Consider the following 12,389-nt stretch of genomic DNA (forward strand, 5'->3'; position numbering starts at 1 on the left):
GGTGTGTTTGGAGACAGCCAGTTTACCAGCACCCTGTCTGTCAACTTCCACTTCCCCAAGATCCCGCGAAGAACCTTGAAATTGCCCTTCAAGACCACATCTTCCTTGTCAGAAAGCGATGTTGTTGCCGCGCATGCGGCGTCTGTCTTGAAGGGGGAGTGCAATGCGCCTCGATCGCCTGACCAGCAAATTCCAGATTGCCATTTCCGATGCCCAGTCTCTTGCACTGGGTCGTGACCACCAATTCATCGAACCCGTCCATCTGATGAGCGCCTTGCTCAATCAGGACGGCGGATCCATTCGTCCGCTGCTCACCCTGACCGGGCTCGACATCAATACCCTGCGCTCGCGCCTCGGCGAGGAGCTGGATCGCCTGCCCCGCGTCAGCGGGGTGGAAGGGGACGTACAGCTCTCCAACGGCCTCGGCCGCCTGCTCAACGTCTGCGACAAGCTGGCCCAGCAGCGCAAGGATCAGTTCATCTCGTCCGAGCTGTTCGTGCTGGCGGCCCTGGACGAGAAGGGGACGCTGGGCGAGCTGCTGCGTGCCCAGGGGCTGACCAAGGAAAAACTCGAGGCAGCCATCGACAAGGTCCGTGGCGGCAAGAAGGTGGAGGATGCCAACGCCGAGGAGAATCGCCAGGCGCTGGAGAAGTACACCATCGATCTCACCGAGCGGGCAGAACTCGGCAAGCTCGACCCGGTGATCGGCCGGGATGACGAAATTCGCCGCACCATCCAGGTGCTGCAACGCCGCACCAAGAACAACCCGGTGCTGATCGGTGCCCCCGGCGTCGGCAAGACCGCCATCGTCGAGGGGCTGGCCCAGCGCATCATCAATGGCGAAGTGCCGGAAGGGCTCAAGAACAAGCGGGTGCTGTCGCTCGACATGGGGGCCCTGGTGGCCGGTGCCAAGTATCGCGGCGAGTTCGAGGAACGCCTCAAGGCTGTCCTGAACGATCTCGCCAAGGAGGAGGGCAGCGTCATCCTCTTCGTGGACGAGCTGCACACCATGGTCGGCGCCGGCAAGGGCGAGGGTGCCATGGATGCGGGCAACATGCTCAAGCCCGCCCTGGCCCGCGGCGAGCTGCACTGCGTCGGGGCCACCACCCTCGATGAGTACAGGCAGTACGTGGAGAAGGATGCCGCGCTGGAGCGCCGTTTCCAGAAGGTGCTGGTGGAGGAGCCTTCGGTGGAGGACACCATCGCCATCCTGCGTGGCCTGAAGGAGCGCTACGAGCTGCACCACCATGTGCAGATCACCGACCCCGCCATCGTCGCGGCGGCCCAGCTCTCCCACCGCTACATCGCGGATCGCCAGCTGCCTGACAAGGCCATCGACCTCATCGACGAGGCGGCGGCCAGCATCCGGCTCCAGATCGACTCCAAGCCGGAATCCCTGGACCGGCTCGAGCGGCGCATCATCCAGCTCAAGCTGGAGCAGCAGGCGCTGATGAAGGAGGACGATGACGCCAGCCGCAAGCGCCTCGATCTGCTCAATCAGGAGCTGACGGAAAAAGAGCGGGAATACAACGAGCTGGAAGAGGTGTGGAAGGCCGAGAAGGCTGCCCTCGCCGGGACCCAGCACATCAAGGCGGCACTGGAGCAGGCCCGTCAGGATCTCGAGGTGGCGCGCCGCGCAGGGGACTTGGGCCGCATGTCCGAGTTGCAGTACGGCCGCATCCCTGAACTGGAGAAACAGCTGGATCTCGCCACCCAGGCCGAGATGCAGGAGACCAGCCTGCTGCGCAACCGGGTCACCGACGTGGAGATCGCCGACGTCCTGGCCCGCTGGACCGGCATTCCGGTGGCCCGCATGCTGGAAGGGGAACGGGAGAAGCTGCTGCGGATGGAGGATCAGCTGCACAGCAGGGTGATCGGCCAGGAAGAGGCGGTGGACGCCGTCTCCAACGCCATTCGCCGCTCTCGTGCCGGGCTGTCCGACCCGAACCGCCCCATCGGCTCCTTCCTCTTCCTCGGCCCCACCGGGGTGGGCAAGACCGAGCTGTGCAAGGCGCTGGCGGAGTTCCTGTTCGATACCCAGGACGCCATGGTGCGGATCGACATGTCCGAGTTCATGGAGAAACACAGCGTGGCCCGTCTGGTGGGGGCGCCTCCGGGATACGTGGGTTACGAGGAAGGGGGGTATCTCACCGAGGCGGTGCGCCGTCGCCCCTACTCGGTGATCCTGCTGGACGAGGTGGAGAAGGCCCACCCGGACGTGTTCAACATCCTGTTGCAGGTGCTGGACGATGGCCGCCTGACCGACGGTCAGGGGCGTACCGTGGACTTCCGCAACACCGTGGTGATCATGACCTCCAACCTCGGGTCTGATCTCATCCAGGAGCACCACTCCGAGAAGGATTACGACGAGATGAAGGCCATGCTGATGGAGGTGCTGACCCGCAGCTTCCGCCCGGAGTTCATCAACCGGATCGACGAGACCGTGGTGTTCCACCCGCTCGGTGAGGAGCACATCAAGTCCATCGCCCGCATCCAGCTCAAGAGCCTGATGAGCCGTCTGGAGTCCCAGGGCTTCGAGGTGGAGGTGAGCGAGGAGCTGCTGACCAAGCTGGTTCATGCCGGGTTCGATCCCGTCTACGGGGCGCGCCCTCTCAAGCGGGCGATCCAGCAGAAGGTCGAGAACCCGCTGGCCCAGGCCCTGCTCAGCGGTCGGGTCATCCCGGGCAAGACACTGCGGCTGGGGGCCGACAGCAACGGCCTCACCATGACCCAGTAATGGGATTGTCGATGAAAAACGCAGGCCTCGTGCCTGCGTTTTGTTTTCTGAGGGATTGAGATGCTGACGTTTTCCGTGCTGGTGGATGACGACGTTCATCTGCCTGGCTGTCTGCCCGAGCGAGGGTTGGCGCTGCTGCTGGAGTGTGACGGCCTCAGGGTGCTGTTCGACAGCGGCCGTGGCCGGGCGCTGTGCCACAACGCCGCCGTGATGGGGATCGATCTCGCCTCTCTCACCCATGTGGTGCGCTCTCACGGTCATTACGACCATGTGGGAGGCATCGGCTCCCTGCCCATCTATTCCGATCCCATTCCATTGATCGCTTGTCCGGATGTGTTCAATGAGCGGGGCTACTTCCTGCCGTTGCTGCCCCGACGCTACAACCTCTACCGCCTCTCGGGCGACCTGGATCCGCGACAACTGGCGACGAGAGGGCTGCTCCCTCACTGTTCGGCCGAGCCGGTATGGCTGTCCGAGCGGCTGGTGTTCCTGGGATCCATACTGCGACGGGAGCAGGCCAAACCCTCCTTGCTTGGTTACATGGTGCGGGGCGGGCGAGTGGAGAAAGACCTCATCAGCGATGATTCGGCGCTGGTCTACAAGAGCGAGCAGGGTCTGATAGTCTTCATCGGCTGTGGTCACGCCGGGGCCGAGAACATCATCGAGTGGGCCAAGGAGGTGTGTGGCGATGAGCGGATCCACGCCGTCATCGGCGGCCTGCATCTGAAGTTTTCCGGCCCAGAGCGGGCGGTGGTGCTCGGAGCCTATCTGCAGGAAGAGGCGGTGGAGCGGTTGTTTGCCTGCCACTGCACCGGCAAACGGAAGGCGGTGCTGCCGCGGCAGCGCCAGATCGGGGCCGGTTTCGAGTACCGATTTCCTGCATAAAAAAACGGCAATCCGAAGATTGCCGGGAGGAATGTATTCGATGCGATCTGACGTGGGTTGAGCGGATCGCAGGGGCAAGCCCCAGGGTCGGCAGGCACAGTCAGCGACCATGCCCGCCTTACAGTCAGTCGGGATACGCTCTCCACCCCGGCTGACCAGCTTCGCTATCGCGTCTGTCCCGCGCCGTGTTGCCGCGATAGGAGGACAGATGCAATCAAATCAATTCGTTACAGCATGCCTGGGATGGCAGCTTTCATTTCAGATGGCCAGACGCCGACCTGGACCTGACCGATGTGCTCTTTTTGCAGCAGCAGCATGGCCAGACGGGATTGGCCGATGCCGCCGCCGATGGTTTGCGGCATGCGTGCTGCCAGCAGATCCTGATGCCAGTCATATTGCAGGCGATCCTCATCCCCGGTGATGGCGAGCTGGCGGCGCAGCGCCTCTGCGTCCACCCGGATCCCCATGGAGGAGATCTCGAAGCTGTCTTCCAGCACCGGGTTCCACACCAGGATGTCACCGTTCAGACCCGCCAGCCCCAGCTCGCTCTCGCTGCTCCAGTCGTCGTAGTCCGGGGCTCGCACGTCGTGGCGTTCGCCGTGGGAGAGGGCGCCACCGATACCGATGAGGAAGACCGCTCCCAGCTCTTTGGCGATGGCGCGCTCGCGTCCCTTGGCATCGAGGTCCGGGTAGCGGGTCAGCAGCTCTTCACTGTGCAGGAACTGGATATCCGCCGGCAGGAAGGGGGTCAGGTCGTGCTCGGCACAGACCGCGCGCTCGGTGGCCTTGATGGCGGCCCAGATGCTGCGCACCGTCTCCTGCAGATAGGCCAGATCCCGGCGCTCGCCCGGCATCACCTTCTCCCAGTCCCACTGGTCGACGTAGACGGAGTGAATGGGGCTGAGACGATCCTCGTCCGGACGCAGTGCCTTCATGTGGGTGTAGATGCCTTCACCCGGGCCGAAACCGAAGCGACCCAGGGTCTGGCGCTTCCACTTGGCCAGGGAGTGGACCACTTCATAGCTGTGCTCCGGCAGGGTTTTCACCTTGACCTGCACTGCATGCTCGCAGCCGGAGAGGTTGTCCTGGGTGCCGTCACCGACCCGGCTCAGAATGGGGGCTTGTACCTCCATCAGGCCGAGTTGCAGTGCGAGTTGGCGGGAGAACATCTCTTTGACGAAGCTGATCTGCTGTTGGCTGCGGATGTAGTGCTGTTTCATGCTGAATTACCTGTCGTGAATCCGTTGAATGCGGTGATTCTTCAACATAATGCCGACTAAATTCAATATTCGATAATTGAAATAGGCTTTGTGTGTTTTTTTCTTCAAAATAAGCCATAAATTAATGATGAATCATTAAAAGGAGCGCAAAAAAGTGTCAGAAAATTATCGGATCGATAATCTCGATCAGGCCATCCTCACCGCCCTGATGGAGAATGCGCGCCTGCCTTACGCCGAGCTGGCCAAACAACTGCTGGTGAGCCCGGGCACCATCCACGTGCGGGTAGAGAAGATGAAGCAGGCGGGCATCATCGAGGGAACGCGGGTGCAGGTGAACCCCAAGAAGCTGGGCTACGACGTCTGCTGCTTCATCGGGATCAACCTCAAGAGCGCCAAGGATTACCCGTCGGCCCTGGCCAAACTGCAGGCGCTGGACGAGGTGGTGGAGGCCTACTACACCACCGGCCACTACAGCATCTTCATGAAGGTGATGACCCGCTCCATCGACGAGTTGCAGACGGCACTGATCCACAAGATCCAGACCATCGACGAGATCCAGTCCACCGAGACGCTGATTTCGCTGCAAAACCCGATCCTGCGGGATGTGAAGCCTTGAGTCGGGTGGTCTGAGGGGGGCGTAGAGATCCCTCTCCCGTGCGAGACCCTGTTCGCGCAGCAGAACTCGACCCTGTGGGCAATGACACCCTGACCGGTGGGTCAGGGTTCGATATAGGGGATGCCATATTTGTCGTAGAGGGCCTTGAGCCGGCCGTCCCGCTTCATGTGCAGCAATTCGGCATCATAGGCGGCCATCAGGGCCGGGGTGTCGGCATCGGCCCGGGAACGGGTCCAGGCATTGAAGTAGGGGCTGGTCTTGAGGGGTTTTGGCAGGTAGTCGAGCTTGCCTTCCAGTCCCTCCTCTCTTATCTGGGTGAAGGCGGTGACCAGGGACATGGGCACCACGTCGATACGACCGGCAATGAGTTTTCGCAGTTGCAGCTGGTTGATGGGGATCTCCTGGAAGTGATAGCTCGGGTCTGTCATGGCTGCCGCGAGCTCGGGGGTATAGGAGAAATCCCGGGTGACACCGATACGCCAGGGTTTGAGATCCGTCAGATGGTCATAGTGGATCAGGCCTGCGGACTCCTTGCGTATGAAGAAGTGCCAGCTATGGAGCATATGGGCCTGTTTGGGGTAGAGCAGATAGGCCTCCCGCTCCGGTTTGTAGGAGTGGGCCAGCAGCAGATCATAGAAGCCGCTTTCGGCATTGCGGGTGAGCCTGGCTCCCGAATCGATGAGCTCAATCCTGATGGGGGTATGGAGCGTGCCGAAGATGGCGGTGACGAGATCCACATCCAGCCCGCGAGGGTGTCCTTGTGCATCCAGCCACTTGAGAGGGGGCTCCTGGATGCCACCAATGACCAACTCCCTAGCTGACAGCCAGCAGGGCAGCAGGGCAGCAGAAAGCAGAATACGAGCAAGCGTCGCACGTTACATCTCCTGAGCACTCGGGACGGGGTCGCATCCGGCAGGGACTGTGACCGGCACCTATCTAACTAGAGACGACCACGGATGGCAAACCCTGAAATGGGGAGGGGACAAACGAACGGTGCCGGTGGGAGGAGGGCGGCGCTGCCTCGACAGGCCGCCCCGTGGCAGAGTCGGGCGGGATGGACCAGCCACTCGCCGGCTGTGGGCGGGAGGGTAGTCGGCATGAAACGTGTGCGAGGTGGCCTGACTCAGGTTGCCTGACACTGTTTCATCTGGGTGTTGAGGGCCTGCATCACCTGACGACGGCTGATGATGCCCGTCACCTTGCCTCCCTCCATTACCGGATAGACCTTGGGTCTGGCCCCGGCCATCTGGCGGGCGAGATCCACGATGTTGTCATCAGGAGAGACGAACAGCGGGGTCCGGCTCATCAGATCTTCGACCAGAGTACGGGTGTCGCAGTGATAGCTGCCCGTGAGCAGGGCGGGAATGCAATCCTGCTCGGAGAGAAATCCGACGAGGTGCTGATGGTCATCCAGTACCGGCAGGCCCCCCAGGTTTGCCCGATGGAGTCTGTCCAGCGCCTCGGCCAGACCGAGGCAGGGGTGCAGTGAGTGGGTCAATGGCTGCATATGATCGCGAATTTGTAGCATGATGGTTGCTCCATGGGGGTCGATGGGGCCACTATGCCCGGTGACCGTGACAGGGGGCCAATGGGTTTTGCCTCGGACATCGATAGGTCATGGCCGATGAATGGGCCCTCCGTGCGATCCTGCATGGATCGGGGAGGGCGACAACCACAAGGAGAGGGTATGCGTGCATTGGTAACGGGCTGTGGCCGTCGCCTGGGATTCTATCTGTGCGAGCAGCTGGTGGCCGCTGGCTGGCAGGTGACGGGCAGCTATCGCAGCGAACGGCCCGAGCTGGATCGTCTGCGAGACGTGGGCGTCGAGCTGGTACAGGCGGACTTCACCCGGGAAGAGGAGGTGGGCGCAGTGGTGACGGCGCTGGCGGCCCATGAGGATCTTGCCCTGATCATCCACAATGCCTCCGCCTTCGAGCCCCAGGCGGCGGATCCTGCGGTGCAGCTGGCCCAGTTTGATCAGTTCTACCGGGTACACATGGCGGCTCCCTTCCAGCTCAACCGGGCGCTGGCCCCCGCCCTTGCCCGCCAGCCCAACGGGGGCATCATCCACATCACCGATATCTACATCCATGCCCCGGCGCCCCAGTTTGCCGCCTACGTGGCCACCAAGGCGGGAGCCCATTCCCTGGCCATGAGCTTTGCCCGCGAACTGGCACCCGCCGTGCGGGTCAACACCATAGAGCCTGGCCCCATCCTGTTTCTCGACGAGCACGGGGATGACTGGCGCCAGCAGGTGCTGGCGAAGACGCCGCTGGCACGGGAAGGGGGTCTGGAGCCCATCTGGCAGGCGGTACAGATGCTGATGAAGAACGACTACATGACCGGGGCCAGCATCCGGGTGGACGGGGGGCGCGCCCTCGCCGTCATCTAGGGCAAGGCGGGCCGCCATGACATGAGGCGCCTTTGGGCGCCTCATGTGTGTGAACGGCTCAAGGGTGCCGGATGGCGGCGTGCCGGGAAGGGGGGCCGGGGTGGCCGTTGCCGGGAAGCAGGGCCTCGTCTTGCTGGCAGAGATGGATGGGGGCCTGGCCGATGCGCTGCTTCGCAAACACCTTGCTGCCCGGCAGGCCGAGGGTCACCTTGCCGGAGTCCACACTGCCGCCCTGATACATCTCCGCCAGCAGATCCCCCAGGTAGGCATCCACCCCGGCCTCGGCGAAGTCATCCCGTTCGCCGCAGGCCAGTATGTCGATGTCCAGTGGCCTGTCCGCCACCTTGCACAGGGGGTTGCTGCGATCCCGGCCATGGGCCAGCTCCATGGTGACAAACTCGGCCTTGAGCTGGACGGGGGAGAGGTCGCTCTGGACGACGAACAGGCAGTTGAGGAAGTCGTGGCGCGAATGCATGCCCACGGGCTTGGTCTGGATGACGGAACTCAGGTGAAGGCGACCAAAGCGGGCCAGCAATTCGGCGACGACCTGACTGACGTGCAGGGCGGGGTCGATATTGGATCCAATGCTACAGAGGTAAAACATGCTTTCCATTCCTTGGGTTGGGCTCGTCTGAAATATATACGCAGCTCACGGTTATGGGATTCACTATGAATTAACATGTCGTTATCTGTTGTGATCCAACGCTGATTGGCAGAAAGGAGGTTTGCATGAGCGTAGAAATGAAATGGGCACTGTTGGCCGCGTCAGGGGCCCTTGCCATGATCATTGTCATCTGTGTGGCGTCCGTCGGCCTGGCGTGAATCCGGCCTCGGTGAGCAATCAAACCGGCTTTATGGCCGGTTTTGCTTTTTGGGGCAGTGCGGATATGCTGGCTCCCCCATGACGAATCGAGACCGCAGAAGATGACCAAGGTTCGGCCCCGCTCCCTGCTCCAGGTAGTACTGATGGGCTTCGTGCTGGTGCTGATGCCCCTGGGGGGCATGATCTGGCACGACAGTCAGGCTCTCTCCCACCTGGGCCAGCTCACCAGCGACGAGATGGAACGTGCGGTGCGGGACACTCGCCGGGCGACGCTGCTCTCCACCCAGGCCATCGATCTGGAGCGCACCCTGCGCCGCTATGCGGTCCTGGGTGATGACCGCATCCTGGCCAGTTATCGGCAGCAGCTGGTGCGCTACCGGGAACTGCTCGCGACCCATCAGGACTCCATTCCGGATGCCGAGGTCTACGGAGATCTCGAGGCGACGCTGGTCTGGCTCGACGGCCTGCAGGATCTGCGCAAGGCCAGGCAGGAGGCGACCAGCCCCCGTTTCACCGACTTCAACGAACTGAACCAGCAACTGGAGGTGGTCACCCGCAGCCAGGTGGATGATCACGTGACCCGCATGCGGGGCGCCATCGTGGAGCTGAAACAGCAGATCTGGTGGGTCAGCGGCTTCGTGGCCGGGCTCAGCCTGCTGCTGGTGTTGCTCTTTACCTACCTCATCATCCACCCGGTACGTCAGATTGAGTCGCGGATCCTGAGTTTGGGCGCAGGCGTCGAGCCGGATCAGCGCCCGGTGGATGGCCCGGCCGAACTGGTGCTGCTGGGGGAGCGGATCAGCTGGCTGCACGACAAGCTCAAGGAGCTGGAACAGCAGAAATACCAGTTCCTGCGCCACGTATCCCACGAGCTGAAAACCCCCCTTGCCGTGCTGCGGGAGGGGGCTGATCTGCTCTCGGAGCAGCTGGTGGGGCCCCTCAACGGGGATCAGCAGGAGATCTGCCAGATGCTGGAGGAGAACAGCCGCCGTCTGCAGACCCTGATCGAGCGGCTGCTCGACTTCAATCGCCTCAGCCAGCAGGAGGTGTTCACCCTGTCCGAGGTGCCCCTGGCGCCCTTGTTGTCAGACTTGTCCGAAGAGTACCGGCTCGCGCTGGAATCCAAGCAAATCAGTGTACACTTGCCGCCCGAGCCCATCAGCCTGCGGGCAGAGCCCTACCGCCTGCGACTCATCCTCGACAATCTCTTTTCCAACGCGGTCAGCTATGGCGCCAGGGGCGGACAGATCTGGATCCGCGCCGGGGCGGGAGCGGGCGGCGGCTGGCTGGAGGTGGCCAACGAAGGGCCTGTCATCCCGCCAGACGAGCGGGAGCGCATCTTCGAGCCCTTTGAACAGGGCAGCATAGTGCGCCAAGGATTGCTGAAAGGCTCCGGCATGGGCCTCTCCATTGCCCGGGAGTCTGCCATGAGTCTGGGCGGCGAGCTCAGGCTGATCGAGGATGCCCAGGCGGATGTCTGTTTCCGGCTGGATTTGAACGTGCGCCCGAGCTGACGGGCGTGGCGGCGACCCCGCAGGTGCGGGTGGCGCCTTGACACCGAATATTGAGAGGAGCGGGCAGGTGCCTGTTCCCCACCAGGATCTGAAGTGACATTCAAGATGAAACGATTTGTGATTCCCGTATTGATGATAGGCCTGCTCGCTGGCTGTTCCCTGCTGCCTTCTACCAGCCTCACCGAGCCTTCCCAGGAGGCGATCGCCAGGCGGATGGAGTTTGCCAACAAGGAGATGCAGGTGCGCCTGCAATACTCGGATTGGCTGCTGGCCAGCCATCCCCAGCAGCGGATGCAGGAGCGCCAGCGACTGGCCGGCGCCACCGACCTCGAGAGCCGGGTCAGCCTGGCCATGGTCAACACCCACCCGTCCGAATCGGTGGCCAGTCGCCGGGCCGGGCTGGATCAGCTGAAGGCTCTGTTGCCGGAGCTCGGTCTCGATGCCCAGGCCTTCCTGCGCAGCTGGATCGCCCTCGGGGAGGAGCTGCTGGTGCGAGACAGCCGCCGCGACGATCAGAGTCAGGAGGTGAAGCGTCTGCGCCAGCAGATAGAGCAGCTCTCCGCCATCGACGAGCAGCTCAACCAGCGTAAGCTCAATGGGGGAGGTCAGCCATGACAGCTCCGGACCGCGCCGTAATGACCGCGTTTTTCGCCAAGAGGGGGTGAGAGCATGAGCCGTATTCTGCTGGTGGACGATGATGCCAGCCTGCTCAAGCTGATGAGCATGCGCCTGCGCAGCCAGGGTTACGAGGTGGATACCGCCGACAGCGCCGAAGGAGCGCTGGACAGGCTGCGCCAGCAACGGGCCGACCTGGTGCTGAGCGATCTGCGCATGGGGGGCATGGACGGGCTGGCGCTGTTCGAGCGGATCCAGTCCCAGTGGCTCGGCATGCCGGTGATCATCATGACCGCCCACGGCACCATTCCCGACGCCATCCAGGCGACCCGCTCCGGGGTGTTCAGCTTCCTCACCAAGCCCATCGACAAGGACGAGCTGCTGGTCACCATAGAACATGCTCTCAGCCTGACCCGTCCGAAGCTGCAGCAGGAGTGGCAGTCCCTCATCCAGACCCGCAACCCGCAGATGGAGCAGTTGCTGATCCAGGCGAGCAGCATCGCCACCATGGACGTGCCCGTGCTGATCCTGGGCCCCTCCGGCGCCGGCAAGGGGGTGATGACCCAGGCGTTGCACCAGGCCAGCCACCGCCGCGACAAGCCGCTGCATACCATCAACTGTGCGGCTCTGCCCTGGCCCGTGCTGGACTTGCAGCTGTTTGGCGAGGATGGCCAGTCCGGCCTGTTTGCCGAGGCCAAAGGCGGCACCCTCTTCCTCGACGAGATAGGGGATCTGTCGGAGTCACTCCAGGCAAAGTTGCTCCAGGTGCTGGCGGAGTATGGTCAGGGTACCCCCGAGGTGCGGGTCATCAGCTCCAGCCATCAGGATCTGGTGACCGCCATGGAAGAGGGGCGTTTTCGCGAGGATCTCTTCTACCGCCTCAACGTGGCCAACATCACTCTGCCGCCGCTGAGCGCCCGCAGCGAGGACATCCCCCTGCTGGCCCGTCAGGCGCTGGACGATTACCGCAACCGTCACCCCGATTGCGCCGCCCTCGGCTTCTCGCCGGAGGCGCTGGCCCTGCTGGCCGCCGCGGCCTGGCCGGGCAACGTGCGCCAGCTCTGCGGGGTGGTGGAGCAGCTCGCGAGCCTCTGCTGCAGCCCGGTGATAGGCGCGGCCATGGTGGAGTCGGCCCTGAGTGGCGGCGGTGGCGGCATTCCCTCGTTCAACGAGGCGCGGGCCGAGTTTGAAAAGGAGTACCTGATCCGGCTGCTGCGCACCACGGAAGGCAATGTGACCCTGGCGGCCAACATGGCGGGGAGAAACCGCACCGACTTCTACAAGCTGCTGAATCGGCACGGCATCGAGGCGGCCAACTTCAAGTCGAAGGGATAAATGACAGAGGGGCGGGGGGGGGGGGGGGGGGGGGGGGGGGGGGGGGGGGGGGGGGGGGGGGGGGGGGGGGGGGGGGGGGGGGGGGGGGGGGGGGGGGGGGGGGGGGCGGGGGGGGGGGGGGGGGGGGGGGGGGGGGGGGGGGGGGGGGGGGGGGGGGGGGGGGGGGGGGGGGGGGGGGGGGGGGGGGGGGGGGGGGGGGGGGGGGGGGGGGGGGGGGGGGGGGGGGGGGGGGGGGGGGGGGGGGGGGGGGGG

The 12,389-nt window shown here is 63.7% G+C and carries 12 protein-coding genes; 8 read left to right on the forward strand and 4 right to left on the reverse strand.

Annotated features, from left to right (window positions below):
• Nucleotides 1–163 precede the first annotated feature (163 nt).
• On the forward strand, nt 164–2,737 hold the full coding sequence (clpB, locus tag PG887_RS20300; RefSeq protein WP_039039623.1) for an ATP-dependent chaperone ClpB: 2,574 nt from the start codon (nt 164–166) through the stop codon (nt 2,735–2,737).
• 60 nt (nt 2,738–2,797) lie between these two features.
• On the forward strand, nt 2,798–3,622 hold the full coding sequence (locus PG887_RS20305) for an MBL fold metallo-hydrolase (protein WP_104454928.1): 825 nt from the start codon (nt 2,798–2,800) through the stop codon (nt 3,620–3,622).
• A 227-nt stretch (nt 3,623–3,849) separates the two neighbouring features.
• Here the strand turns inward: PG887_RS20305 and asnA are convergent, their stop codons facing one another.
• Nucleotides 3,850–4,842, reverse strand: coding sequence for an aspartate--ammonia ligase (gene asnA / locus PG887_RS20310; RefSeq protein WP_103243873.1), 993 nt, complete (start codon nt 4,840–4,842; stop codon nt 3,850–3,852).
• Nucleotides 4,843–4,996: 154 nt separating this feature from the next.
• Between asnA and asnC the strand changes: the two genes are divergently transcribed.
• Entirely contained in the window at nt 4,997–5,458 is a 462-nt protein-coding gene (asnC, locus tag PG887_RS20315) for a transcriptional regulator AsnC (RefSeq protein WP_104454927.1), read from the forward strand.
• 101 nt (nt 5,459–5,559) lie between these two features.
• Here the strand turns inward: asnC and PG887_RS20320 are convergent, their stop codons facing one another.
• Together PG887_RS20320 and PG887_RS20325 are read right to left on the reverse strand one after the other, a co-directional pair.
• Entirely contained in the window at nt 5,560–6,297 is a 738-nt protein-coding gene (locus PG887_RS20320; RefSeq protein WP_270822769.1) for a substrate-binding periplasmic protein, read from the reverse strand.
• Between the two features lie 284 nt (nt 6,298–6,581).
• Nucleotides 6,582–6,986 (reverse strand): CBS domain-containing protein, encoded by a 405-nt coding sequence (locus tag PG887_RS20325; protein ID WP_104454926.1) that lies wholly within the window; start codon nt 6,984–6,986, stop codon nt 6,582–6,584.
• Nucleotides 6,987–7,145: 159 nt separating this feature from the next.
• Between PG887_RS20325 and PG887_RS20330 the strand changes: the two genes are divergently transcribed.
• The gene (locus PG887_RS20330; RefSeq protein WP_039039618.1) at nt 7,146–7,850 is read left to right on the forward strand and encodes an SDR family oxidoreductase; all 705 of its coding nucleotides are present in this window, start codon (nt 7,146–7,148) and stop codon (nt 7,848–7,850) included.
• A gap of 58 nt (nt 7,851–7,908) precedes the next feature.
• Here the strand turns inward: PG887_RS20330 and folK are convergent, their stop codons facing one another.
• Nucleotides 7,909–8,454, reverse strand: coding sequence for a 2-amino-4-hydroxy-6-hydroxymethyldihydropteridine diphosphokinase (gene folK / locus PG887_RS20335; RefSeq protein WP_104454925.1), 546 nt, complete (start codon nt 8,452–8,454; stop codon nt 7,909–7,911).
• A 125-nt stretch (nt 8,455–8,579) separates the two neighbouring features.
• On the opposite strand from folK, the gene cydH reads away from it, so the two are divergent.
• The 4 genes from cydH (at nt 8,580) to PG887_RS20355 (ending at nt 12,137) form a co-directional block, all read left to right on the forward strand.
• On the forward strand, nt 8,580–8,672 hold the full coding sequence (gene cydH, locus PG887_RS20340) for a cytochrome bd-I oxidase subunit CydH (protein ID WP_010675981.1): 93 nt from the start codon (nt 8,580–8,582) through the stop codon (nt 8,670–8,672).
• Between the two features lie 102 nt (nt 8,673–8,774).
• Nucleotides 8,775–10,187: a sensor histidine kinase gene (locus PG887_RS20345; RefSeq protein ID WP_010675980.1), complete on the forward strand. Its 1,413-nt coding sequence runs from the start codon at nt 8,775–8,777 to the stop codon at nt 10,185–10,187.
• A gap of 105 nt (nt 10,188–10,292) precedes the next feature.
• The gene (locus PG887_RS20350) at nt 10,293–10,802 is read left to right on the forward strand and encodes a hypothetical protein (RefSeq protein ID WP_039039694.1); all 510 of its coding nucleotides are present in this window, start codon (nt 10,293–10,295) and stop codon (nt 10,800–10,802) included.
• A 54-nt stretch (nt 10,803–10,856) separates the two neighbouring features.
• Nucleotides 10,857–12,137: a sigma 54-interacting transcriptional regulator gene (locus PG887_RS20355; RefSeq protein ID WP_270822768.1), complete on the forward strand. Its 1,281-nt coding sequence runs from the start codon at nt 10,857–10,859 to the stop codon at nt 12,135–12,137.
• Nucleotides 12,138–12,389: the final 252 nt, after the last annotated feature.

It is taken from the genome of Aeromonas sp. QDB14 (assembly GCF_027707845.1).
Classification (GTDB): Bacteria; Pseudomonadota; Gammaproteobacteria; order Enterobacterales; family Aeromonadaceae; genus Aeromonas; species Aeromonas caviae.